Raw genomic sequence first — 23,737 nt, forward strand, 5'->3', positions numbered from 1 at the left:
TATGCGTATTGCGGAGATAGTTAAAGAGGCTTTAGAGCAAACAGAAGTAACAGATATGCATACTCATTTATTCCCGGGGGAGTTCAATGACTTATGTTTAACGGGAATGGACGAGCTGCTGACGTTTCATTATTTAATTGCTGAAACATTTCTTTGGCTGGAAGAAGACTATGATTCTTTTTTTCAACGGCCTAAATCAGAACAGGCAGATCTGGTGTGGAAAACGCTGTTCGTCGACAGAACACCTACAAGCGAAGCTGCTGTTGGAGTATTAACCGTTCTGCAGTCACTAAACATTTCGTTCGATCACGATTTAAATGTGATAAGAAGCAGGCTTTCTCAAATGGAAGGTTCAGATTATGTGCAGGCGATGATGAAAAGAGCAGGCGTTTCTGCTGTCGTGATGACAAATAATCCTTTTGATCCACAAGAACGCAGGCATTATGAAAAGGAGACACCTTTTAATCGGGATCAATTTATACCAGCTCTTCGAGTAGATCCTCTCCTGAATGGGTGGGAAAATGCCCGGACGATTATTAATGAGGATGGGTACCAGGTATCAGAGGAACTAACGGAACACACCCTGGAGCAGACAAAAGCTTTCTTAAGGCATTGGGTGAAAAAAATGGATCCGATTTATGTAGCCGCTTCTCTACCATGGGATTTTCCAAGGGATAAAAATGAAAGCGCTTTACTTGAAAAGTGTGTCCTTCCTGTCTGTGAGGAGACTGGTCTTTCCCTTTCTCTAATGATCGGACCGAAACGAGCATTGAATCCTGATCTGCATCTGGCAGGTGATGGAGTGGGAATATTTGATCTTTCGTATATTGAATACTTATGTAAAACCTATCCGCAGCAGAAGTTTTTAATCACCATGCTCTCAAGGGAAGGACAGTATGAACTAACGGTTTTAGCTCAGAAATTTAGAAATGTAATGTTATTTGGCTGTTGGTGGTTCTTGAATACCCCCCAGCTTATTACCGAGATAACAACCATGCGGTTTGATCAACTGGGCATGAAATTTATTCCTCAGCATTCAGACTGCCGGGTAATGGAGCAGCTTCTTTACAAGTGGAAGCACTCCAGAGAAGTGATTGCCGAAATATTGGTCGAACGTTACCAAACGCTTGAAGATAAAGGCCTTGTAATAGAAAAAGATACGATCCACCGGGACATAGACTTGATGTTTAACGTTAATTTCAGGAATTTCACTTAAAAAAAGAAAAGGGGAAATTACAATGAAAAAGTTTTTACCACTGGTAGCACTGGGAAGCACATTGGTTATTGCGGGATGCGGAGGAGGAGAGTCCGAATCAAGCGGATCAGAAGAGGGGGGAGGATCTCCATCACATGAGCTGCAGGTAGGGATCGTAGTGTCGGAAAGCGACCCAATGTATGAAGGGCTGGAAAGCTTTAAAGAAAACGTGGAAGAGCGCACGGACGGCGATCTGGCTATTGAAATCTTCCCTGATTCTTCTTTAGGGGATACAGCGGAAATACAGGAACAGGCTATCGCCGGAGCAAATGTAGGGACACTCGCTGACGCAGGAATCATGGCAGACTACAGTCCGGAAATTGGTATTCTGCAAGGACCATACTTATTTGAGAATTATGAAGATATTCAAAAGGTAACGGACTCCGATCTGTTTGCCGGATGGGAAGAAGATCTTTCCTCCAGCCAGAACCTGCAGATATTGTCTTTTAATTGGTATCAGGGCGCGCGTCATATGGTAACGAATAATGCTATTAATACACCGGAGGATATGAACGGCCAAAGTATTAGAACAATTGGTGCCGATGTTTTTCTGGAAACAATAGAAGCAATGGGAGCGAACCCAACCGGCTTGGATTGGGCGGAAGTATATCCAGGTATTCAGCAGGGAGTTATTGACGGGGCTGAGGCTCAGCATTCTGCAACATATGGAGCCAGCCTTTATGAGGTTGCAGATCATATTTCCAAAACAAACCACATTCAATTAATTACCGGCCTGGTTGTCGGTGCGGAATGGTTCAGCAATCTGCCGGAAGACTATCAAACGATCGTAACAGAAGAAGCGGAAGCAGCTGGAATTGAAGCGTCCAACACCGTTATTGAAGGTGAAGAGGAGTATGAAGGAATGATGGAAGAAGAAGGAATGACAATTGTAGAGCCGGACCTCGAGCCATTCCAGGAAGCCACGGAAGGCGTCTATGAGAAGTTTGAAAACTATCCGGAAATAAGAGAAGAAATTATGACGATTACAGAAAATTAATATTTCTTGAGGAGGCTTTAAGGTGCCACATTTAGCATCTTCACTTATTAAGATAGAAGAGGTTCTTACGAAACTGCTGCTTGCAGGGATTGTTATTCTGGTATTTTACTCTGCTATGGTCAGGTGGGCCGGCGTGCCGGTCGCCTGGTCGGTGGAAATGGCCCAGCTTTTATTCATCTGGCTTGTATTTCTTGGGGCGAATCAGTCGCTGAGGAATAACCGGCATATTGGCATTGACTATTTTGTAGAAAAACTGCCGTTTAAAGGAAAGCTGGTTATTACGATTATCACGAACACAGTCGTGGCTGTTTTTCTTATGATCTGTATTTATTATGGATTCATCTATGCCTCAGAGCAGACATTGAGAAGCATACAAAACCTGCCGTTCAGTTATTCTTATATAACATTTTCTATACCGGTGGGATGCACGTTAATGCTGATTACCCTGCTTACTAAATGGATTGCTTTCATAAGAGGGTCAAAAGAGGAATTCAGCCTTCCTGACAACACAAGTAAAGAAAAGGAAAGGGAGGCCTTGTCATGATCTGGGTATTGATAGCGTTTGTGGTATTTATCTTAATTAATGTCCCTATTGCTTTTGCTATCGGCGCAGCCGGCCTGGTTTATTTTCTACTGGATCCAAACCTTCCTACAGAGCTTGCCATTCAGCGGTTTGCATCAGGCACCCAGTCGTTTCCGCTCCTGGCTGTTCCGTTCTTTGTTCTTGCCGGAAATTTACTGAATGAAACAGGTATTACGAAACGGCTGATCGATTTTGCGGATGCGTTAATTGGTCATATTGTCGGCGGACTGGCTCATGTGTCTATTCTTTTGAGTGCCATGATGGGAGGGATTTCCGGTTCAGCTAATGCGGATGCTGCGATGCAGAGCCGGATCCTGGCTCCTCAGATGATTGCGAAAGGATATTCCGGCGGCTTTTCTGTTTCTGTTATTGCGTTAAGTGCTTTAATTACGGCGACGATTCCTCCCAGTATTGGTCTGATCTTGTTCGGGTTTGTAGGAGAGGTGTCCATCGGGCAGCTTTTCATGGCAGGCATTATACCTGGTATTTTGATGACGCTTACTTTATTGATTACGTCTACGATTATCGCTAAGAAAAGAAAATATGTACCTTCCAGAGTGAAGCGTGCGTCGTTTAAGGAAGTTGTCGTTACATTTAGAAGAAGCTTCTGGGGACTGCTGTTTCCTGTCATTTTAATTGTAGGTATTCGGTTCGGTGTCTTTACTGCATCAGAAGCAGGAGCTTTCGCTGTTGTATATGCATTTGTAGTAGGGGCTTTTATATACAAGGAATTGAACTGGGCTAAATTGAATAAAGTATTAAAAAATACGGTGGAAGATAATGCAGTCATTATGCTTATTATTGCCGCTGCAGCCATTTTAGGGCATGTTATCACTTCGGCCAGACTCCCGCAGGAAGCAACGCAGGGCATGCTGTCATTAACGGAAAATCCCATTCTTATTATGGTGATTATTTTAACGTTCCTGCTGGTCGCCGGGATGTTTATGGAAAGTACCGTAAACACGCTTCTGCTTACTCCTATTCTTCTTCCTATTGTTGTAAGTATAGGAATGGATCCGGTACATTTTGGGATTGTGATGATGACCATTGTTACGATGGGCGGGATGACTCCGCCAATTGGAGTAACCATGTATACAGCATGTTCTTTAGCAAATGTTCCTGTCATTGATTACATGAAAGAATCAGTACCGTTTATTCTTTCTATCATTGTTTTTATCATTCTATTGGTTGTATTTCCTCAAATCACTTTATTCCTGCCTGAACTGCTTATGCGTTAAGCCATACGCGTATAGAGACAGGAATAGCTTACAGCAGCAATAAATTTCTGAAAGAACGGAGACAAAAATATGAACATGGGCTTCCGGTGGTATGGAGAAGACGACGACGCAATAACGCTGTCACATATCAAACAAATACCCGGCGTATCGGGCATTATATGGGCTCTGCATAACAAGAGTCCGGGCGAAGTATGGGAACCGCAGGAAATTCAGGTAGAGAAAAAAAAGATCGAGCAGCACGGCTTTCGTATCGACGTAGTGGAAAGCGTGAACGTACATGAAGATATTAAACTGGGTCTGGATTCAAGAGACCATTACATTGCAAATTATATAGAAACGATCCGGAACTTAGCCGAAGCGGGGGTCAAAGTAATCTGCTACAATTTCATGCCGGTTTTCGATTGGATCCGGACCGAATTGAAAAAAAACATGGATGACGGCTCTACTACGATGTTCTATGAAAAAGAACGAGTAGAAAATAGTTCGCCGGCTGAATTAGTGCAGCGGATGACGGCCGATCCGGACATGATCATGTCTGGATGGGAACCAGAGCGTCTTAAACAATTAAAAAAAGTGATGGAGGCCTATGCCGGCGTTTCTAAAGAAGACCTGCGTGAGAACCTGCGGTACTTTTTAGAAAAAGTTCTTCCTGTTTGCGAAGAGACAGGCGTAAAGCTGGCCATTCATCCAGACGATCCGCCCTGGTCGGTGTTTAGTCTGCCAAGAATCATATCAACTCAGGAGGATCTGCGGACTTTTATGCAGCTTATACCAAATGAGCACAGCGGAATTACTTACTGCACCGGTTCTTTAGGAGCCAGAGAAGATAATGATCTGTTGGAAATACTCGACGAGTTCAAAGATAGAATCTATTTTGCCCACATTCGTAATATTAAGAGGTATGAAAATGGAGACTTTATTGAAACATCCCATTTAGAAAAAGATGGATCACTGCCTATTACAGAAATTATGAAAAAGTTATTTGAGATGCGTTTTGAAGGATATATCAGGCCGGATCACGGCAGACTGTTGTGGAAAGAAGACGGGCGGCCGGGATACGGTTTATATGATAGAGCTCTTGGAATAATGTACTTAAATGGGATTTGGGATGCAAATGAAGAAAGGAGCATCACATGATCACAATAAACGATAATCTAAAAGGAAAAACAGCGGTAGTAACGGGCGGAGGGGGCGTTCTCTGCGGCGCTATGTCCATGGAGCTTGCCAGGCACGGGGTAAAAGTTGCTGTTCTCAGCCGGAAAGAAGAAAATGCTCAAGAAGTTGTGAATGAGATCAAGAAAGACGGCGGAGAAGCTTTTGCTTTAAGCTGTGACGTGCTCGAGCAGGCAAGTATTACGAAAGCCGCCGAAGCCGTGAAACAACAATTTCCCGACGGATTGGATATCCTCATTAACGGAGCAGGGGGAAACCACCCGGATGCGTCCACTTCAGAAGAGTACTTTATGCAGGAGCATTTGGAAGACCCTGATGTAAAAACGTTTTTTGATCTGACAGAAGAAGGCTTAAAGCACGTATTCAATCTGAATTACGTAGGAACCGTCATGGCAACGCAGGAGTTTATGAAGCAGATGGTCGGACGGGACAATGGCATCGTCATAAATATTTCCTCCATGAGTGCGCCGAGCCCGATGACAAAGGTGCTTTCCTACAGCTCTGCAAAAGCAGGAATTGATAACTTTACCCAGTGGCTGGCGGTTCATATGGCCAAAGAAAATATACGATGCAACGCAATTGCCCCCGGATTCTTTTTAACTTCGCAGAACCGGGCTCTACTGCTGAAAGAAGACGGCAGCCATACCGCACGCTCCGGCAAAATTATCAGTCAGACACCGATGGAGCGCTTTGGAAAACCGGAGGATCTGCTCGGCACTTTATTGTGGTTAACCGATGAGAAGATGTCTGGATTTGTGACAGGGATTACCGTACCTGTCGACGGCGGCTTTATGGCGTATTCCGGTGTATAAAAGTGATAGAAGGAGGAGAGCATAATGGATCGTATCGTCACACTCGGAGAAATCATGTTGCGGCTTTCTCCTCCCGCCCCTTATAAAATGAAGCAAAGTGAAACGCTGTGTGCATTTTATGGAGGGGCGGAAGCAAACGTAGCGGTGGCTTTCCGGAACCTTGGAAATTCGTCCACTTTTCTCACCGCCCTGCCAGACAATACGCCCGGGGACGCGGCGATAGCTTATCTGAACAGAGAAGGAGTGGATACGAGCTTGATTGAACGTACCGGCAGACGGCTGGGCATTTATTATATTGAAGAAGGCACGGCGCAGAGGCCGGCAAGCGTTACCTACGACCGGGCTTATTCCTCCTTTTCGGAATGGATACCCGGCCCGCTCGACTGGGACAGTATCTTTGCCGAAGTGGACGTACTGCACACAACCGGCATCACGCTTGCACTCGGTGAAGCGGGCTTTGAAACCGCGGAGCTCGTGATCAAAGAAGCGAAAAAACGCGGCGTGCAGGTAAGCTTTGATTTTAATTACCGCAGCAAGCTATGGACAAAAGAGCAGGCGAAATCAGCCTACGAGCAGATTCTGCCTTATGTGGACATTTGCTTTGGGAGTGCTCTCGATTTAACTCTGACGCTTCAATGGCCGGAAGAAGAGGAGCAGCGTCTTTTCGCGTCTTTTATGAAAAAATATGACATCACCTGGTTTGTGACGTCCCGGCGTACCACGCTCACTAACACGCATCATCAGCTGGAAGGCACCATTCAGCATAAAAACGGGAAAACAGCCCGGTCAGGTGTGTTTGAGGTGAATGTGGTGGACCGTATCGGAGGCGGCGATGCTTTTGCGGCGGGCTTTCTGGATCAGTTGTCTAATCAGACGGAGTCTGCGATGGAAGAGGCGGTTGTGTTTGCCACAGCGACAGGGGTTCTCCAGCATACGATTAAAGGCGATGCCTTTCTGTTGGCCAGGCAGGAAGTTAAAAATTTCATGAACAGTCAACGAGGAAGCGGTGTTCTTCGTTAAGACAGGAAGGATCAGATAGATGAACAATAAATTACAAACTATGCAGAAGCTCTATGAGAAAAAGGTAGTAGCCGTTGTGCGCGGAGAAACGGCAGATCAGGCAGAGATGGTGGCAAAAGGCGCTCACAGCGGCGGTATTCAGCTAATGGAAATAACGTATACCGTGCCCGGCGCCTCTGGATTAATCGAAAAGCTGCAGCGGGAAGACCGCGACTGGATTATCGGAGCGGGCACTGTGCTCGATGACGTAACGGCCCGGCTTGCCATTCTAGCCGGAGCCCGATTTATTGTATCTCCGTCTTTTAACAAAGATACGGCCCTGCTCTGCAATAGATATCAGATTCCTTACATACCAGGCTGCTTTTCCGTAAAAGAAGTAGTGGGGGCGATGGAGGCAGGAGCAGAAGTAATTAAAATCTTCCCGGGAAACGTGAGCGGACCGGACGGGTTGAAGGCTATCAATGGCCCGCTGCCGCAGGCGAACCTTATGCCTTCCGGCGGAGTCAGCGAAGAGAACGTGCAGGACTGGCTGCAAAAAGGAGCCGCAGCGGTCAGCATTGGAAGCAGCCTGTACAAGAACACCGAAGCAGAAGTAGCAGCGGCGGCAAAATCGTTTGTGCAGAAGGCAGGGTATTAAAGAGGAAGAATATTTATTAGCTGCTATCTCCTAAAATTGTTTGTTTGTACGTGATTTTGTACAATGTTGATAAGCAAATACAAGGGGTGATACTATGTCTTTTATTACTTACAGCGATGCCCGTAAAAACTTCAAACGTATTCTGGATCAAGTGAACGATAATAAAGAAGCTATTGTTATTGCAAGAAAAAACGGAAACGCCGTACTATTAGCAGAAGACGAATATAACAATTTGATGGAAACGATATATCTTTTAAAAAGTCCGGAGAATTCAAAGCGTCTGCTGGAATCCATTGAGCAATTGAAAAACAGGCAGTCAACGGAGCGGGATCTGCTAGATGAGTAAAAAGCGTCTGCTGTTTACAGATTATGCCTGGGAAGAGTATTTGTATTGGCAGAGGGAAGATAAAAAGAAACTTAAACGAATAAATACGTTGATCGAAGATATAAAGCGGCACGGCAATCTGGAAGGAATAGGAAAACTCGAAGCTTTAAAGGGAAATCTTCATGGTTATTTCAGTAGACGTATAGACTCAGAGCATAGACTTATATATCGGTCAGACGATGAAAAAATAGAAATCGTGCAGTGCCGTTATCAGTATTAAAATATTTTGATGACAGAAAATACTATTTGAAACGAAAAGCGGGCGCAGAGGCGGCTGCTTTTTTTCTGTTCTGAAGTGTAACTATATGGAAAAAAGGGGACAGTACCAAAGTATTAAAAAGTGGAGGAGATAATCATGGCAGCATACAGCGAACTGGTCAAAAAGCTGACTCTTGCAGAGAAAGCAAGCCTTTGTTCCGGAAAGAATTTCTGGAACACGCAGAACATAGAAGAACATCAAATTCCAGGTTTTATGGTAACCGACGGTCCGCACGGCCTTCGCAAACAGGGGGGCAGTGCTGATCACCTGGGTCTGTCCGACAGCGTCCCGGCTACGTGTTTTCCGACCGCGGCAGGACTTGCTGCCAGCTGGAACAGAGAGCTGATGGAAGGCGTCGGACGCCGTCTGGCTCATGAAGCCGGAGCAGAAGACGTGGCGGTGCTGCTGGGACCGGGGATTAACATCAAGCGTTCTCCGTTGTGCGGACGTAATTTCGAATATTTTTCAGAAGATCCGTATATCTCCTCTGAAATGGCTTCGGCCTATATTCATGCGGTTCAGCAGGAAGGGATTGGCACCTCTCTGAAGCACTTTGCCGTCAATAATCAGGAGTATCACCGGCTTACTGTGGATGCCCGGGTGGATGAGCGTACGCTTCATGAAATATATCTGGCCGCTTTTGAAGCGACGGTGCAAAACAGCCAGCCCTGGTCTGTGATGTGCTCCTATAATAAAGTAAACGGCGTCTTTGCTTCGGAAAATCATAAACTGCTGACGGAGCTTCTTCGGGACACATGGGGATTTGAAGGATTTGTAGTTTCGGACTGGGGTGCTGTGAATGAGCGAGTGGCCGGTCTGAAAGCCGGAATGGATCTGGAAATGCCGTCCAGCGGCGGTGTGGGCGACAAAGCGATTCAGGATGCGATCGAAAACGGTACGCTGGATGAAGCGGTGCTTGACCGCACCGTAGAGCGGATGCTTGCTTTTGCAGAGAAAGCCGAAAAAGGCTTATTCCGAAAGCAAAGCGTGGATAAAAAGGAGCATCACGACTTTGCGGTGAAAACCGCCGCAGAAAGCATGGTTCTTTTAAAAAATGAAGGCGTGCTGCCGCTGCAGCCCTCGGAGTCGGTTGCAGTGATCGGAGAATTTGCTGAACAGCCGAGATTTCAGGGCGGGGGAAGCTCCAAGGTAAATCCGGCCTATTTGGATATTCCGCTCGAACAGATCAAAAAGACAGCGTCCGCAGATCAGCAGATTACGTATGCGCGAGGGTTTCATATCGACCGCAATGACATAGATGCGGCTTTAGTGGAAGAAGCACTCGCGGCTGCGAAGGCCGCTGATAAAGTCGTCTTGTACGCAGGGCTTCCGGATCGGTATGAATCGGAAGGATATGACCGTACGCATCTACAGATGCCGGCGAATCAGGCAGCGCTGATCGAAGAACTGGGACGTGTTCATGATAACGTGACAGTAATGCTCAGCAACGGGGCGCCGATCGAAATGCCGTGGTTGGAAAGCGTAAAAGGCGTCGTGGAATGCTACCTTGGCGGCCAGGGAATGGGGCAGGCGTCAGCTGATATTCTATTTGGTAAGGTGAATCCGTCCGGGAAGCTCGCAGAAACCTTTCCTATGACGCTGCAGCAGAACCCGTCCTACCTGCATTTTCCCGGCAATAAAGACAGCGTGATGTACGGCGAGGGGCTGTACGTTGGTTACCGTTATTACGATGCCAAAGAAGAGACGCCGCTGTTTCCATTCGGCTACGGGCTGAGCTATACGACCTTCTCCTACAGCAATCTTCGGATCGAGCAGCCGGAAGCGGGCAGTACGAATGTAACTGTTACCTGTACGATCACGAATACCGGTTCCACAGCAGGCAAAGAAACGGCTCAGTTGTATGTTAAGGATCAGGAAAGCAGCCTCGAACGACCGGAAAGAGAACTGAAAGGATTTACGAAAGTCCATTTGGAACCCGGTGAATCCAAAGACGTGACATTTGAATTGAATGAGCGCAGTTTTGCATACTACCATGACGGCTTCAGCCAATGGATCGTTGAACCCGGCATGTTTACAATAGCCGTCGGTGCTTCCTCCCGTGATCTGCGTCTGCATGAAGAGGTAGATGTTACAGAAGACACACGGCCGGTTACCCGGATACACCGCAACTCCCGGCTGGAAGAATTAGCGCAGCATCCGGATTTAAACCCGGTACTTGAAAAGCACCTTGCTCCGCTTGCTTCAAACAATCTGTTTGCGCAGCAGATGACAGAGGAAGGCGGTGCCGCGGATCCAATGATGGCAGCAATGATGAAGGAAATGCCGCTCCGCGGATTGATTAATTTCAGCAGCGGACATTTCACTGAACAGAACCTTACTGATCTTATAGAAGCATGCAACGCCAAAATAAAATAATTGAGAGAAGAATCCGTGAGCAGGCGGGTTCTTCTTTTTTAATGGACACAAGAAAGACAAAAATGAAATTGAAAGCGATTTCCTCGCATGGTAAAATAAAGGTAAGTAAGCTAGTCATCAGATGACCTGATCTTAAGAGGTGAATGCTGGAATGACATACAGGCATTCATCCGTTCCCAAAAATGAGAACGCATTTTTATCTGCTGAAGGAGATACCGCTATGCTAATGCTGACCGCTTTGAGCGCCGTTATTTTTCCGTTTCTTTTTCTTGTACTGCTCCGTATGCCCGCGATTAAGGGTATGTCGCTGAGTGCCGCTATTGTGATTTTTCTGGCGGTGTTATTCTGGGGCATGGAAAGCCGGGTGATTCTGTCTTCTATTCTGCAGGGAGCTCATAAAACGTTGACGATCCTGCTGATTTTATTCGGAGCTCTCGTGCTGCTGAACACGCTGCGTAAAAACGGAGCGGTTGACCGGATCAACCAGGGATTTCAGAGTATATCAGCCGATATGAGAGTCCAGCTGATTCTCGTTGCATTTTTGTTCGGCTCGTTAATTGAAGGTGTTGCCGGTTTTGGAACGCCTGCGATGATTACGGCACCCTTAATGGTAGCGCTCGGATTCAAGCCGCTTGCCGCGGTGGCGACGGCTTTGATTGCCGACAGTTCGGCGGTTGCTTTTGGAGCGGTTGGCACGCCGGTTATTGTCGGTCTCAGCACGCTTGACGAAGCTACGCCGGCCTTTTTTCAGGATGTGGGGGTGACCGTGACGCTCATTGATTTGTTCGGCGGCACCTTTGTACCAGCCATCCTTATTTTCGTGCTCGTGCTGTTTTTCGGAAAAGGAAAAGGCCTGAAGGACGTATGGCCGATGATCCCCTGGACGTTGATGATTGGTGCGGTATATACGAGCTCCGCGCTCTTATATGCGTTTCTTTTCGGACCGGAATTTGTAGCGATTCTCGGCTCTCTTACCGGCCTTACGGTCGCCACGATTACGGCGAAAAAAGGGTTGCTGCTGCCAAAAGAAACGTGGACGGATGCTCTGCAGGATGACTTTACGATCGATACGGAAAAATCAGATATGAGCCTGCTTACGGCTTGGTCTCCTTACGTTATCGTCGTAATTCTGCTGCTGTTGACGAGAACCGTGCCCTGGCTTGAGGAATTTACCAATACAGCGATTAACTTGTCCTGGATGAATATTCTGGGAGTAGAGAGGGTTAACTCCGAGTGGGCGTTTCTGTATTCGCCCGGGGCTATTTTAACGCTGACGGCCATTCTCGCAGTGCTGATTCACCGCCGTTCTTTCCGTAACTTTACAGCGTCTGCGCTGGATGCGCTGTCTACGATCAAAATCACCGGCATTACGCTGTTTGCGACACTTGCGATGGTGCATGTGTTCAGTAATTCCGGAATGAATGCCAATGACATTATCAGCATGCCCGAGTACATTGCAGAAAGCATGGCGGCAGTCTTTGGGCCGATGTGGATCTTTGCCGCTCCATTTCTCGGGATGCTCGGCTCATTTATTACCGGAAGTGCAACTGTATCAACACTAACGTTTTCTCCGATTCAGTACAGCATCGCCACCGCAACCGGGGTGGATGTTAATACTGTACTGGGTGCGCAGCTCGTTGGCTCCGGTGCCGGCAATATGATCTGCATTCATAACGTGGTTGCCGCGAGTGCCGTTGTCGGTATGGAAGGCAAAGAAGGCAGCGTCATCCGGAAAACACTTGCTCCTGCCTTGATTTACGGTGTGCTTGCAGGCATCGGCGGATTTATCGTGATGAACGTGTTTTGACTTCCTTCTTTTCTCTCTCTATAATGAGCAGTATTAAAGGAAAAGGAGGGGTATTAAAAATGACTGCAGCGATTAGATTGCGCCACCCGGCTTTGAACAAGTAATTTGATATGTTCAAAGGCTCTGTTTTCGGAAAACAGAGTAAACGGTAGCAGTCTGCACATTTTTAATACTCTTCACGGGCCACAGCGGTTCAGGGAAGAAGGGCAGATTTTTCTGCCTTTCTTTTTTTATGACTGGATTCAGCAGAACCTGTACTTTCGTTTGCTCTGGTATGTACTGGTACGGAAAAAATCATGAGAAGGAACGGTGAATGGAATGAACAAACAGGAAGTCAAACAGCTCGCCGCACAAAACGAGCTGGATATAGTGGAAGATACGCTGCTGGGGAACGAATCAGGACTCGATTTTCAGGTGTTTCACGCCGAGGATAAAGCGGGGGATAAATGGATTCTTCGCCTGCCCCGCAGAAGCGATTCGATGGCAAAGGCAGGGCAGGAAAAAGCCGTACTTGATGCGGTGAACCGCCATACGTGGATAGAGGCGCCGGACTGGCGGATTTTTACCGAGGAGCTGATTGCGTATAAGCAGCTTGGCGGCGTCCCTGCCGGAACCATTGATCCAGCTGTCCAAAACTATGTGTGGCAGTTTGATATCGAAAACAGTCCGGACACCTATCATTCTTCTTTAGGACGATTGCTGGCGGAACTGCATCAAATGCTTGCAGCACATGTGAAAGAGGCCGGAATCGCCATGCATAATAGTATCGAAGCGAGACGCTCGATGGCTGAAAGAATGGAAAAGGTAAAGCAAACCTTCAGCGTGGAACAGAAGCTGTGGGAGCGCTGGCAGGCGTGGATAGCCAATGACGCCTTGTGGCCGGATCATACCGGGCTGACGCACGGCGACGTGCACCCGGGGCATATTCTCATTAACCCGCAGGCAGAAGCGACCGGCTTGATCGACTGGACCGAAGCGGCGGTAACCGACGTGTCCCGCGATTTTGCGGCACACTACCTTATTTTTGGGGATAGCGGTCTGGACAAAGTGATGGCTGCTTATGAAAACGCAGGCGGCAGAACCTGGCCGCACATGAAAGAGCATATTATTGAACTAAGAGCCGCAGAAGCGGTGGTAGTGGCTGAGTTTGCCGTATCGTCCGGCCTGAAAGATATGGAAGACATGACCAGGCAGATGCTCGGAATGGCGGATGAGGCATAATCTTGAAAGATGGTATCATGATGATAAAGGAACATGAAAGCAGCGAGGTTGGAGCTGTCATTATGTCACATTATTAAAATACGAGGGGGAAAGCATGGACAACAACAGCCGCACGGTCAAAGAGCAGGATCCAACGGGTGATACAGTGAGTATCGGCCTGATAGCCAGCCCGGAAATGGCTTCTTCTATAGCGCAGGCAATAGAGCCGGATTTCCCTTTCTTTCTTGAGTTATACGTTGAAGATAACGTGTCGTGGAAAGTAGAAGTAGTTACCGATGCGTTTGCCGGTTCTGCGGAAAAAGCCTCGGATATAATGAAGGAAGCGGAAGCCGTAAAAGAAGCTCACGGCTGGGATTACGCCGTTTGCCTTACCGATCTTCCCTTTTTCCGGGAAGGTAATTTTCTTGTCGCAGAAGTAAACGGAAAGCGGAAGATCTCCCAGCTGTCGATTCCCGCGCTGGGGGCTGTTCCTATGAAAAAAAGGGTGCGGGAAGCCTCGCTTCAATTAATTAGTGAAATGTACCATGGCAGTTCAAAGGAAGTAAGAGACAGGGAACAGGAAAAGATGGACCGAATCCAACGCCGAAATGAGCAGCATATTCCTAAAAAGAACGCCCGGGACCTGGTTAGAAAAGGGTGGTTTGAGCGGATGGCTCCTATTGATCGTGCCCAGCCCAAAGAAAGCAGCAGTGAATCCGACGTTCGGTTTATGGCCCGAGCGAAATGGAACGGGTACGTTCGTCTGATCACGGGGATGATTCAGGCCAATAACCCGTGGACCATTTTTTCTGCATTTAAAAATGTAATTGCACTGGCTTTTGCTTCAGGAGCCTACGCGATGATTTTCCCTACCCTCTGGCAGCTCGGGGAAGCCTATGACTGGCAGCGTTCTCTTTTATTAATGGCCGCTTCTTTTACTGCTTTGACGAGCTGGATTATTATTTCACACGGCCTGTGGGAACGTCGGTCAAAAACAGAGTCAGCTACGATGGTGAAGCTCCATAATACGACGACTATTCTGACGCTGAGTATGGGCGTACTTGGATATTATGTGGTTCTTTTCTGCCTCTTCTTTTTCGCTGTATTTCTATTTATTCCCGTTTCGCTGCTGGAATCGAGTACCGGCTTGGACAGGGAAGTCGGCTTTGCTTATTACCTTTCCCTTACATGGCTGGTCACGTCGCTTGCGACATGTATCGGAGCACTCGGAGCGGGTCTGGAGGATGAAGAAGCCGTTTTAAACGGCACCTACGGCTACCGCCAGCGCCAGCGTAAAAAACAGGCAAAAAAAGAGCAGGAACAAAAAGAGTACGAGGGGAAAACATAGGAAATACTTTATAATCGTGAATGAATAGAAAGAGGAGTATTCGTTATCAAGCGGAGCCTCCTCTTTTTATGTTTTAATAGAAGAAGACATTCACTGGACGAGTGGATAGAAAGAAGGGAACGCACGTGAACCGCATCTATAAAGAACGTCCTACATACAATAAAGGTCTGCTGAAACAGGATAGTATCGCAAGCCTGACGCTTCTTGTAATGATTATTCCACAGGGGATGGCGTATGCACTGCTTGCCGGTGTACCGCCGGTGATGGGGCTGTATGCTGCCACCATTCCGATGCTCGTCTATGCGCTGCTCGGATCGTCCCGGCATCTGTCAGTCGGTCCGGTCGCCATTACGTCCTTGCTCGTGTTTACCGCCGTATCGGCTTATGCACCGGCGGATACGGGTGAATACATTCAGTACGTGATCGTACTGGCCGCGATGGTCGGGCTGATTCAGCTGCTGCTTGGGTTTGGAAAAGCTGGATTTATTGTGAAATTTATTCCCCATTCGGTTTTCAGCGCCTACACGTCCGCCGTCGCGATTATCATTGGACTGAGCCAGCTCAATCATCTGCTGGGGGTTACGTCAGAAGGAAACCTGCGGGCCCATACGATTTTGTACAACCTGGGCAGCCAGTGGAACAGCTTTAACGGCTACACCGTGCTGCTCGGCAGTCTCAGCCTTGTGCTGATACTCTGGCTGAAAAATAGGTGGCCGCGGCTTCCGGCTCCTCTTATAGCACTGTGTTTGGCTATCGCGGCCGTGGTGTTTTTAGGACTTGATGACGCGGGAGTTGCCATTGTCGGGCAGATTCCGGCCGGTCTTCCCGGATTTACCCTGCCGGAAGTAACGGGCAGTATGGTCGTTAATCTCCTTCCGATGGCCGTCGTTATTGCCTTGATGGGCTTTATGGAATCCCTTTCGATTGGACGCGCGATCAGCAAAAAGGAACACTATGCGGTGCGTCCGAATCAGGAGCTCAAAGCGCTCGGCATGTCGAACCTTGTCGGTTCCTTTTTCCAGGGGTTTCCGGTAAACGGCAGCTTTTCACGGACTGCGGTGAACCACGAAGCAGGCGGCCGGACAAAAGCCGCTTCTGTTCTGACAGCAGGCGGGGTGCTTGTTGTTTTATTGTTTTTCACATCGCTGTTTTATTACCTGCCGAACGCCGTGCTTGCCGCGATTATTATTTCCGCCGTGTACAAGCTGGTCGACATTCAGCAGGCAAGGCACTTGTTTGACGTTCGTCCGCTCGAAGGCTGGGTGTGGGTGCTGACATTTCTGTCTACGTTGATTGTCGGCATTCAGTGGGGGATTATTATCGGTGCCGTCTTTACGCTCCTGTTTATTATCCGGCAGAGCATGCAGCCTAATATCGCCGAGCTTGGCTACTTAAGCGAGCAGGGCGAATTCCGGGACCGGCGCCGGTTTCCGGAAGCGCTGCTGTTTCGGAACGGCATGCTGATGCGGATTGATTCCAACATTCATTTTGCCAACTACTCCTACGTGGAAGAACATATCCGCGAACATGCCGGCAAACGGCCGGATATTTACTGGATGGTAATCGACATGTCCGGTGTTAATGACATCGACACTTCTTCGGTGGAGCAGCTGGAGGAATTTCTGCTGCAGCTCCAGCAGGAAACCGGCATGTCTTTCTATCTGGCCAACGTCAAAGGCTACGTGCGGGACACGATTGCCAAAGCCGAATGGAAAAAAGACCTGCAGCAGCGCGTCAGCTACCAGAGCATCGAGCACATTCTCGAACAGATGAACGTCCGCCTGCCGTCCCCCGACAAAAAGCAGACAGCTAAAGGACCGAATGATTTTATGATCTAAACACAACAGCTGCCGCTTCTCCAATAAAGGAGGAGCGGTTTTTTATGTTATCAAAAGATAACTTGTCATAATAAGTAAATTTTAGTACAGTTTACTTAGTTGTACGCATAAATTAAGTGATGGGAAAAGAATGTCGGAACGATAGTTTATATACGTAAAAATGTAAACGGTATCAATAAACGTAAAACAAAATAGGGAGTGAAGGACACATGGTGAGCAGGCAGCCCGGAGCATCCGTCATTATTGATAAGGACTTTGTGATTTCTGAGATAGATAAACGAATATACGGTTCTTTTATTGAACAGCTGGGACGGGCCGTGTATGGAGGAATTTATGAGCCGGACCATCCCGAGGCAGATGAACAGGGGTTCCGCAAAGATGTGATGAAGCTAGTGAAAGACCTGCAGGTTCCTATTATCCGTTACCCGGGAGGCAATATGGTGTCAGCCTACAACTGGGAAGATGGAGTGGGGCCGAAAGAAGACCGACCCCGGCGGCTGGAGCTTGCCTGGCAGACGATTGAAACAAATCACGTAGGAACCAATGAGTTTGCCGACTGGGCGGCCAAAGCCGGAAGTGACGTGATGATGGCGGTAAACCTGGGAACAAGGGGAATTGATGCAGCCAGAAATCTGCTGGAATACTGCAATCATGCCGTTGGTACCTATTACAGCGATTTAAGAAAACAGCACGGCTATGATAAACCGCATGATATCAAAACGTGGTGTCTCGGAAATGAAATGGACGGGTCATGGCAGCTTGGCGGAAAAACGGCGGAAGAATACGGACGTATAGCGTATGAAACAGCAAAAGCAATGAAGCAGGTGGACTCTTCGATTGAACTGGTAAGCTGCGGCAGTTCAGGTGCCGCGATGCCTACATTCCCGGAATGGGAAGCAGTGACGCTTTCCCATACGTATGAATTTGCCGATCATGTATCGCTGCACCAGTACTATGGCAACGACGAGAATGACACAGCGAACTTTTTAGCTAAATCATTGGATATGGATCAGTTCATCCGTACCGTCATTTCCACCTGCGATTACATTAAATCAAAAAAACGCAGCAAAAAAACGATGACCCTCAGCTTTGACGAATGGAACGTCTGGTTTCATTCCAGTGAAGCCGATCAACAGCTGGAGCCATGGCAGATTGCGCCGCCCCAGCTTGAAGATGTGTACACCTTTGAAGACGCCCTGTTGGTGGCCAATATGCTTCACACCCTGATTAACCACGCCGACCGCGTAAAGATTGCCTGCATGGCGCAGCTCGTTAACGTAATTGCGCCGATTATGACGGAAAATCAGGGCAGAGCCTGGAAGCAGACGATTTATTACCCGTACTACTATTTATCTGTGTACGGACGGGGAAAGGCGCTGCAGCCGATTATCCATTCGGATAAGTACGATTCCAAAGAATTTACGGATGTGCCGTATTTGGACAGCGCGGTTGTTTTAAACGAAAGCAAAAATGAACTGGTTTTGTTTATGACCAACAGGCATCTCGAAGAGGGCTTGTCTGTCAGCTGTGACCTGCGTTCTTTTGAAAAAGCTGCAATTATTGAGCATGTGGTGCTGGAACATGACGATCCAAAAGCGTCGAATACGAAAGACAAAGAAGACGTAACACCTCACAGCAGGGGAAATGCAGTTATTGAGGAGACGATGCTGCAGGCAGAGCTGCCCCGTATGTCCTGGAGCATGATACGGGTGAAAGTGTAAAAATTAAAAAGGAAAGACCGACAGCTTTTACAGCTGCCGGCCTTTCTTTTATTTGTTCACATCTATTTTCAAGCCGATGGAAAGCATCGCTTCCGGCAGGCTTCGGGTAACGCGAAGAGACTTTAACGAAATACCCATCGTTACAATCTGCCGCGCGAGCTCCGGACGCATGCCGGATAAAATAACGGTAATGCCGAGCAGCTTCAGCGCCTGGTGCAGCTGGAGGATGCTTCGGGAGACAACATTATCCATTTGATACACGCCGGACAGATCAACAATTAAGTAGGCAAGCCCAAGTTCGCTGCCTTTCTGCATCGTTTTCTCCACTAAGCGCTGGGCCCGGGACGCATCCAGCGTACCGATCAGCGTCAGGACCGCTGCATCCTCGGTCAGCGGCACAATCGGAACGGACAGCTCCAGAATTTCCTGGCGCGTCAGCTCCGCCGCTTTTCGGTTGTAGTCCACGTAGGCTCTGGAAAACGTGTAGACCGCCTCATCAATTGCCGTGTTGACGCTTGATTCAATCCCGCGGTAACAATCAAAGGAGAGCTGCTCCCCGCCGATTTCCTTTTGAATAAATCGAAATACTGCCTCCCGGTAATGTGGAAGAAACTGAAGAGCTTCATCGAGCGGGAGCTCCTTTTCTGCAGAAAAAGTGCCAATTTCCTTTCCCCACCGGCTGATTTCTTCAAGTGCTTCGTCCCGTTCATATTTAGACATCGCCTGGCCGACCAGTCCGATAAAGTTGGCACGGATGTTCATTACTTCCTCGCTTTCGAGGCCGTGTCTGGAAAAACGAAGGAATTCGCCGATTTCCCTGGCGATTTGTTCTCTATGTTGAAAAATACCCTCTCCTAAAGAGGCAATCTGTACAGCGTTCATCGTCACATCTCCTTGAGATTTATAAGTAAAGCAGGATGGATCATCCTCATATGTAAAAATGAGTCATATGTTAATTTTAGCAGAAGCTTTAAAAACAGGCTATTAATTACATCGATTATAAACAAATCAGCATTCAGCTGGATAAATAACAGGACTGATTTTTTAAAATCAACAGAAAGCCGATTGAAATAGGCTGTAAAAGGAAATAAGCTGAAGAAGAGGGAAATAACGTTTCTTTTATGACAAAATAAAAAAGGTGCCACTATATGAAAATAACGGTTACGTCCAATGACGTTGCAAAAAGAGCAGGAGTCTCCCAGTCCACGGTGTCCAGAGTGATCAATAATTATCCTTATATCCGGGAGGAGACGAGGCAGAAAGTCTTAAAAACGATTGAAGAAATGGGCTTTACTCCCGACGAAGTAGCGAGAAGTCTCAACAAACGGAAAACAGCGACGATCGGGCTGATCGTCGGGGATATTTCCAATTCCTTTTTTGCAGAGACGGCAAAAATTATTATCAGCGAAGCGAGAAAAAGAGGATTCGACGTGATACTCTCAGACACGGACCATGAAAAAGAAAACCTGAAAAAATCGATTGATATGCTGGTAGGCAAGCGCGTGGAAGGCATCATTATCGGCTCGGTGGAAAGAACCGAGGAAGAAGTGGAACGGCTGTATCATTCCCAGACCCCGGTAGTGCTGTATAATACGCGGACGGATGAAAGCCCGTGCGATTACTTTGTGCTTGATAATGAAAAAGGTGCCAGAATAGCAATGAATTATCTGTTTCAAAAACAGCACCAGCGGATTGGATTTGTGTCCCCGTCTGCTAAATATTCCACCCTTCATGAAAGAATGGAAGGCTACAGGCAGGCTCTCCTGGAAAAGGGAATACCATACGACCCGGAGCTTGTGTACAACCAGCCTCTGGAAGCAGAAGAAATAAAAAAATACTTAACATCGATATTATCGATGCCCGACCCTGTTACGGCTGTATTTGCCGCTTCGGACCAGATTGCGGTAACGCTTTTGGAGCATTGTAAACGAATGAATATCAGCGTTCCGGAAGAGCTGGCCGTTATTGGTTTTGACGATATTCATTTATCCTCCAATCCTTTTATCGACCTCACGACCGTTTCGCAGAAGCATCAGGTGATGTCGCTGTCCGCGGTGGAACGGCTGATAGAACTGATCCAGGCAAAAGAAAAAGCACCCCGTCACGTACAGGAAATTATGGAGCCGGAACTTATCGAACGAAGCACGACCTAAAAAAAAAGTATCAAAAGTAGTTTACAAAAATCAAAAAACTTGTTAACCTTTGAATACGTATTCAAGAAGAGTGCGTATTCAATCATTTAGGCGGAATTTAACAGGTTCTCATTTTTTTTAATGTATTTTGAATACGTATTCAAAATAAGGAGGCAGACGTATCAGCAGAGACTTTTTTTCAGTAGAAGGAAAAACAATCGTAATCACAGGAGCCAACAAAGGACTGGGACTGGCTGTCGCAGAAATGCTTGCTGAAGCAAAGGCTGATGTCGCTTTAGTCGCCCGCGATGAAGCAGGGCTCAAGGCCGCTGCAGAGAAAATAAAAGCGGACGGCTTTAATGCGGAGTACTTTGCTTTTGATTTAACCAACACAAATGAGCTGCCGACTCTTTTTGAAAGTATTTATCAGAAATTTGGAAAAATTGATGTCTTAATTAATAATGCCGGCACGAATATTCCTGTACCGGCAGAGGAAGTAACAGAAAAGCAGTGGGATCAAATACATGATATTAACTTAAAGAGCGTTTTCTTTGCTTCACAGGCGGCCGGAAAATGGATGATCAAGCAGGGCCGGGGCAAAATTATTAATATGTCCTCCCAGATGGCCTTTGTCGGCTATTATAAAAGAGCAGCGTACAGCTCGAGCAAAGGCGGCATTACCCAGCTGACCAAATCGCTCGCGGTCGAGTGGGCGCCGCATCATATTAACGTAAACGCAATTGCGCCTACATTTATTGAAACACCGATGACGGCGAAGATGTTCGAAGATCCGGATTTCCGCAGGGATGTGCTGGCAAATATCCCGATGGGAAGGCTTGCCCGTGCAGAGGATATATTCGGGGCTGTCATGCTGCTAGCTTCTTCATCATCAGACATGATCACCGGCCACACGCTGCGCGTTGATGGCGGCTGGACCGTATGGTAGAACAAAAAATCCAAACAACCAATCAGGAGGAATAGTATGAGTGAAAAGTCAGTAAAAACATTAAATGAACAAATGAAAGACAGAATCATCCGATTTAAGGATTTAAAAGCAAAAGGAATTCCACTGATGTTTATCGACAGCATTATTCCCGGCCATCAGCGCATTAACTACGCGCTTATCGGTGATACGGCAAGCGAAAACCCTGAGTATAAGCCGATGATCACAGAACCGCACGGTTTTCAGATCGGAATGGTGAAAGCGCTACCAGGTAACGGCCCCGCTTTTCATACCCATGATTACATTGAAACATTCGTACCGTTAAGCGGAAAGTGGAGATTCTACTGGGGAGAGGGCCCGGATCAAATTGACGGCGAAGAAATTATCGGCGAGTGGGATCTAATAACGCTGCCGCCCGGCTTGTACAGAGGACTTGAAAACGTCGGTGAAGAAGAAGCCTGGCTGTTCGCCGTGCTCGAGCAGCACGAAGTGTTTGAAGGCAAGGATCCATACTGGGCTCCGGAAGTCGTGAGAAAAGCGGCGGAATACGGCTTTGATGCGGACGATAAAGGAAAAATGATCGCTCCCGATAATTTTAAACAGCTGGAAAAGGAAATGGCCGAGAAATTAAAAATGGGTGAGTAAACCACCGATAAAGGCAGAATACACATGATACAGAATCAGCCCAGGCAGCATAAATAAGAAGGAGGAAGTCAAGATGGAAAGCAAAAACACAGAAAAAGCCGCTAAAAAGCAGGAAAACACAGAGGTGGAAAAACCCAACGGCCGCCCGGCTCCGGCTTCAGCTTCAGCTTCAGCAGAAGAACCAAGGTGGGCCGTGAAAAACACTTTTCCCGCCAATATCGTTCATTATGCCGACAGCAATGACGTGAATGCAATGGACAGCCGCGATGACGATGATTACATGAACCACATAGCAAAAGAAGACGTGAAAAAACAGTCGATGAAAGGCTTCGGCGATTACAATAACATCATCGATTATATCGTGAAAATCACATGGCAGATATGGAACGAAAAAGATATCGGCATGATCTATGATACTTACAGCTACGGCGTGCAGATTCACCGTGGCAGCGTAAACAGCCACGGAGTCAACGAAGTAATCTCCGGTACGATGCAGACGCTGCAGGCATTCCCGGACAGATCAGGCGTAGGCTACAGCATTCTCTGGTCCGGCAACGACGAGGACGGTTTCTTTACTTCCCACCGTGGCAGATCAATTGCTACCAACATGGGTGATACTCTGTACGGCCCGGCTACCGGTAAAAGAGTTGTCTTCCGCACTGTGGCAGACTGCTTGATTCATGAAAATAAAATCTACGAAGAGTGGCTCGTCATGGACACGTACCATCTTGTACAGCAGCTGGGCTTTGATCCGGTCGAAGTGGCAAAGCGCACGGCTAAACAGACAAGTAAGCTGGCGCCGTCGATGTCCTTTAACTTAACCCAGACGGCTGAAGAAGGGATGCCGCCAAAGGAATATATACCAAAGTCTTCCTCATTTGAAATCGGCGACTTTATGCTGGAAATGATTAATAAAGTCTGGGAACGCCGCTCGTTCAATCAAGTAAAAACTTTTTATGAAAAAAATGCGGTCATGCATTACGTCTGCAACAAGGATATGGCGGGACACAGTGAAATTCAGGGCACCCTGCTGAACCTGTTTGCTTCCATTCCAAATGGAAAAGTACTCATCGACCGGGTGACGTGCAACAAAAAAGGATCCGACGACGATTGGGATGTAGCAGTCCGGTGGAGAATTCAGGGTCTGCACAGCGGCATCGGCTATTTCGGCTATCCGAGCGGAAAAGCAATAGAGATTAACGGCATTAACCATTACAAAGTCCGCAATCAGAAGATCCAGGAGGAATGGTTCCTGTTTGACGGTCTGGAAGTGCTCCGCCAGGTGTATACCGACCATAAAGATGACAATGACGGAGACTTCTCGTTCGAGGATGGAAACTTTACGGGCGTTTCTTAATGAAAAAAGAG

At 47.4% G+C, this 23,737-nt stretch carries 21 protein-coding genes; 20 read left to right on the forward strand and 1 reads right to left on the reverse strand.

Annotated elements, in window-relative coordinates; translation table 11 throughout:
* The first annotated feature begins 1 nt into the window (after position 1).
* The 16 genes from ATL39_RS02650 to arfA all read left to right on the forward strand — a co-directional run bounded on the left by ATL39_RS02650 (position 2) and on the right by arfA (position 18,649).
* Positions 2 to 1,216 carry a glucuronate isomerase gene (locus ATL39_RS02650; RefSeq protein WP_120191736.1) on the forward strand — a complete coding sequence of 405 codons (1,215 nt, stop codon included), beginning with the start codon at positions 2 to 4 and terminating at the stop codon, positions 1,214 to 1,216.
* Between the two features lie 22 nt (positions 1,217 to 1,238).
* Positions 1,239 to 2,252, forward strand: coding sequence for a C4-dicarboxylate TRAP transporter substrate-binding protein (locus ATL39_RS02655; protein ID WP_120191737.1), 1,014 nt, complete (start codon positions 1,239 to 1,241; stop codon positions 2,250 to 2,252).
* Between the two features lie 22 nt (positions 2,253 to 2,274).
* On the forward strand, positions 2,275 to 2,796 hold the full coding sequence (locus ATL39_RS02660; RefSeq protein WP_120191738.1) for a TRAP transporter small permease: 522 nt from the start codon (positions 2,275 to 2,277) through the stop codon (positions 2,794 to 2,796).
* Positions 2,793 to 4,073: a TRAP transporter large permease gene (locus ATL39_RS02665; RefSeq protein WP_120191739.1), complete on the forward strand. Its 1,281-nt coding sequence runs from the start codon at positions 2,793 to 2,795 to the stop codon at positions 4,071 to 4,073. The genes ATL39_RS02660 and ATL39_RS02665 overlap by 4 nt, the downstream gene beginning before the upstream one ends.
* A 69-nt stretch (positions 4,074 to 4,142) precedes the next feature.
* Positions 4,143 to 5,210, forward strand: a complete 1,068-nt coding sequence (gene uxuA, locus ATL39_RS02670) for a mannonate dehydratase (RefSeq protein ID WP_120191740.1) — start codon at positions 4,143 to 4,145, stop codon at positions 5,208 to 5,210.
* Positions 5,207 to 6,058: an SDR family oxidoreductase gene (locus ATL39_RS02675; RefSeq protein ID WP_120191741.1), complete on the forward strand. Its 852-nt coding sequence runs from the start codon at positions 5,207 to 5,209 to the stop codon at positions 6,056 to 6,058. The genes uxuA and ATL39_RS02675 overlap by 4 nt, the downstream gene beginning before the upstream one ends.
* A 24-nt stretch (positions 6,059 to 6,082) precedes the next feature.
* Positions 6,083 to 7,078, forward strand: a complete 996-nt coding sequence (locus ATL39_RS02680; protein ID WP_120191742.1) for a sugar kinase — start codon at positions 6,083 to 6,085, stop codon at positions 7,076 to 7,078.
* Between the two features lie 19 nt (positions 7,079 to 7,097).
* Positions 7,098 to 7,715 carry a bifunctional 2-keto-4-hydroxyglutarate aldolase/2-keto-3-deoxy-6-phosphogluconate aldolase gene (locus tag ATL39_RS02685; RefSeq protein WP_120191743.1) on the forward strand — a complete coding sequence of 206 codons (618 nt, stop codon included), beginning with the start codon at positions 7,098 to 7,100 and terminating at the stop codon, positions 7,713 to 7,715.
* Positions 7,716 to 7,809: 94 nt separating this feature from the next.
* On the forward strand, positions 7,810 to 8,061 hold the full coding sequence (locus tag ATL39_RS02690; RefSeq protein WP_120191744.1) for a type II toxin-antitoxin system Phd/YefM family antitoxin: 252 nt from the start codon (positions 7,810 to 7,812) through the stop codon (positions 8,059 to 8,061).
* On the forward strand, positions 8,054 to 8,320 hold the full coding sequence (locus ATL39_RS02695; RefSeq protein ID WP_120191745.1) for a Txe/YoeB family addiction module toxin: 267 nt from the start codon (positions 8,054 to 8,056) through the stop codon (positions 8,318 to 8,320). The genes ATL39_RS02690 and ATL39_RS02695 overlap by 8 nt, the downstream gene beginning before the upstream one ends.
* A gap of 135 nt (positions 8,321 to 8,455) precedes the next feature.
* A complete protein-coding gene (locus ATL39_RS02700) occupies positions 8,456 to 10,735 on the forward strand; it encodes a glycoside hydrolase family 3 C-terminal domain-containing protein (protein WP_120191746.1) in 2,280 nt (759 codons plus the stop codon).
* 220 nt (positions 10,736 to 10,955) lie between these two features.
* Complete coding sequence (locus tag ATL39_RS02705) at positions 10,956 to 12,542, forward strand: L-lactate permease (protein WP_120192002.1); 1,587 nt, start codon at positions 10,956 to 10,958, stop codon at positions 12,540 to 12,542.
* Between the two features lie 318 nt (positions 12,543 to 12,860).
* Positions 12,861 to 13,763, forward strand: coding sequence for a macrolide 2'-phosphotransferase (locus ATL39_RS02710; protein ID WP_120191747.1), 903 nt, complete (start codon positions 12,861 to 12,863; stop codon positions 13,761 to 13,763).
* 94 nt (positions 13,764 to 13,857) lie between these two features.
* Positions 13,858 to 15,090 carry a hypothetical protein gene (locus ATL39_RS02715; protein ID WP_120191748.1) on the forward strand — a complete coding sequence of 411 codons (1,233 nt, stop codon included), beginning with the start codon at positions 13,858 to 13,860 and terminating at the stop codon, positions 15,088 to 15,090.
* Between the two features lie 125 nt (positions 15,091 to 15,215).
* Complete coding sequence (locus tag ATL39_RS02720) at positions 15,216 to 16,928, forward strand: SulP family inorganic anion transporter (protein WP_120191749.1); 1,713 nt, start codon at positions 15,216 to 15,218, stop codon at positions 16,926 to 16,928.
* A 209-nt stretch (positions 16,929 to 17,137) separates the two neighbouring features.
* The gene (arfA, locus tag ATL39_RS02725; protein ID WP_120191750.1) at positions 17,138 to 18,649 is read left to right on the forward strand and encodes an arabinosylfuranosidase ArfA; all 1,512 of its coding nucleotides are present in this window, start codon (positions 17,138 to 17,140) and stop codon (positions 18,647 to 18,649) included.
* 48 nt (positions 18,650 to 18,697) lie between these two features.
* Here arfA and ATL39_RS02730 read toward each other — a convergent pair whose 3' ends face one another.
* The gene (locus ATL39_RS02730; protein WP_120191751.1) at positions 18,698 to 19,531 is read right to left on the reverse strand and encodes an STAS domain-containing protein; all 834 of its coding nucleotides are present in this window, start codon (positions 19,529 to 19,531) and stop codon (positions 18,698 to 18,700) included.
* 266 nt (positions 19,532 to 19,797) lie between these two features.
* Here ATL39_RS02730 and ATL39_RS02735 point away from each other — a divergent pair, with 266 nt between their 5' ends.
* The 4 genes from ATL39_RS02735 to ATL39_RS02750 all read left to right on the forward strand — a co-directional run bounded on the left by ATL39_RS02735 (position 19,798) and on the right by ATL39_RS02750 (position 23,726).
* Positions 19,798 to 20,802, forward strand: coding sequence for a LacI family DNA-binding transcriptional regulator (locus ATL39_RS02735; protein ID WP_120191752.1), 1,005 nt, complete (start codon positions 19,798 to 19,800; stop codon positions 20,800 to 20,802).
* 160 nt (positions 20,803 to 20,962) lie between these two features.
* Complete coding sequence (locus tag ATL39_RS02740; protein WP_120191753.1) at positions 20,963 to 21,727, forward strand: SDR family NAD(P)-dependent oxidoreductase; 765 nt, start codon at positions 20,963 to 20,965, stop codon at positions 21,725 to 21,727.
* 36 nt (positions 21,728 to 21,763) lie between these two features.
* On the forward strand, positions 21,764 to 22,369 hold the full coding sequence (locus ATL39_RS02745) for a cupin domain-containing protein (RefSeq protein ID WP_120191754.1): 606 nt from the start codon (positions 21,764 to 21,766) through the stop codon (positions 22,367 to 22,369).
* 73 nt (positions 22,370 to 22,442) lie between these two features.
* Entirely contained in the window at positions 22,443 to 23,726 is a 1,284-nt protein-coding gene (locus ATL39_RS02750) for an ester cyclase (RefSeq protein WP_120191755.1), read from the forward strand.
* The last annotated feature ends 11 nt before the right edge of the window (positions 23,727 to 23,737 follow it).

Origin of the sequence: Sinobaca qinghaiensis (assembly GCF_003610495.1) — a bacterium.
Taxonomy (GTDB): Bacteria; Bacillota; Bacilli; order Bacillales; family Marinococcaceae; genus Sinobaca; species Sinobaca qinghaiensis.

Coding starts and splice junctions, on each gene's coding strand:
- ATL39_RS02655 (WP_120191737.1), top strand. CDS start 1,239: ATGAAAAAGTTTTTACCACTGGTAGCACTGGGAAGCACATTGGTTATT.
- ATL39_RS02735 (WP_120191752.1), top strand. CDS start 19,798: ATGAAAATAACGGTTACGTCCAATGACGTTGCAAAAAGAGCAGGAGTC.
- ATL39_RS02690 (WP_120191744.1), top strand. CDS start 7,810: ATGTCTTTTATTACTTACAGCGATGCCCGTAAAAACTTCAAACGTATT.
- ATL39_RS02680 (WP_120191742.1), top strand. CDS start 6,083: ATGGATCGTATCGTCACACTCGGAGAAATCATGTTGCGGCTTTCTCCT.
- ATL39_RS02705 (WP_120192002.1), top strand. CDS start 10,956: ATGCTAATGCTGACCGCTTTGAGCGCCGTTATTTTTCCGTTTCTTTTT.
- ATL39_RS02650 (WP_120191736.1), top strand. CDS start 2: ATGCGTATTGCGGAGATAGTTAAAGAGGCTTTAGAGCAAACAGAAGTA.
- ATL39_RS02745 (WP_120191754.1), top strand. CDS start 21,764: ATGAGTGAAAAGTCAGTAAAAACATTAAATGAACAAATGAAAGACAGA.
- ATL39_RS02710 (WP_120191747.1), top strand. CDS start 12,861: ATGAACAAACAGGAAGTCAAACAGCTCGCCGCACAAAACGAGCTGGAT.
- ATL39_RS02675 (WP_120191741.1), top strand. CDS start 5,207: ATGATCACAATAAACGATAATCTAAAAGGAAAAACAGCGGTAGTAACG.
- ATL39_RS02715 (WP_120191748.1), top strand. CDS start 13,858: ATGGACAACAACAGCCGCACGGTCAAAGAGCAGGATCCAACGGGTGAT.
- arfA (WP_120191750.1), top strand. CDS start 17,138: ATGGTGAGCAGGCAGCCCGGAGCATCCGTCATTATTGATAAGGACTTT.
- ATL39_RS02700 (WP_120191746.1), top strand. CDS start 8,456: ATGGCAGCATACAGCGAACTGGTCAAAAAGCTGACTCTTGCAGAGAAA.
- uxuA (WP_120191740.1), top strand. CDS start 4,143: ATGAACATGGGCTTCCGGTGGTATGGAGAAGACGACGACGCAATAACG.
- ATL39_RS02695 (WP_120191745.1), top strand. CDS start 8,054: ATGAGTAAAAAGCGTCTGCTGTTTACAGATTATGCCTGGGAAGAGTAT.
- ATL39_RS02750 (WP_120191755.1), top strand. CDS start 22,443: ATGGAAAGCAAAAACACAGAAAAAGCCGCTAAAAAGCAGGAAAACACA.
- ATL39_RS02730 (WP_120191751.1), bottom strand. CDS start 19,531: ATGAACGCTGTACAGATTGCCTCTTTAGGAGAGGGTATTTTTCAACAT.
- ATL39_RS02665 (WP_120191739.1), top strand. CDS start 2,793: ATGATCTGGGTATTGATAGCGTTTGTGGTATTTATCTTAATTAATGTC.
- ATL39_RS02685 (WP_120191743.1), top strand. CDS start 7,098: ATGAACAATAAATTACAAACTATGCAGAAGCTCTATGAGAAAAAGGTA.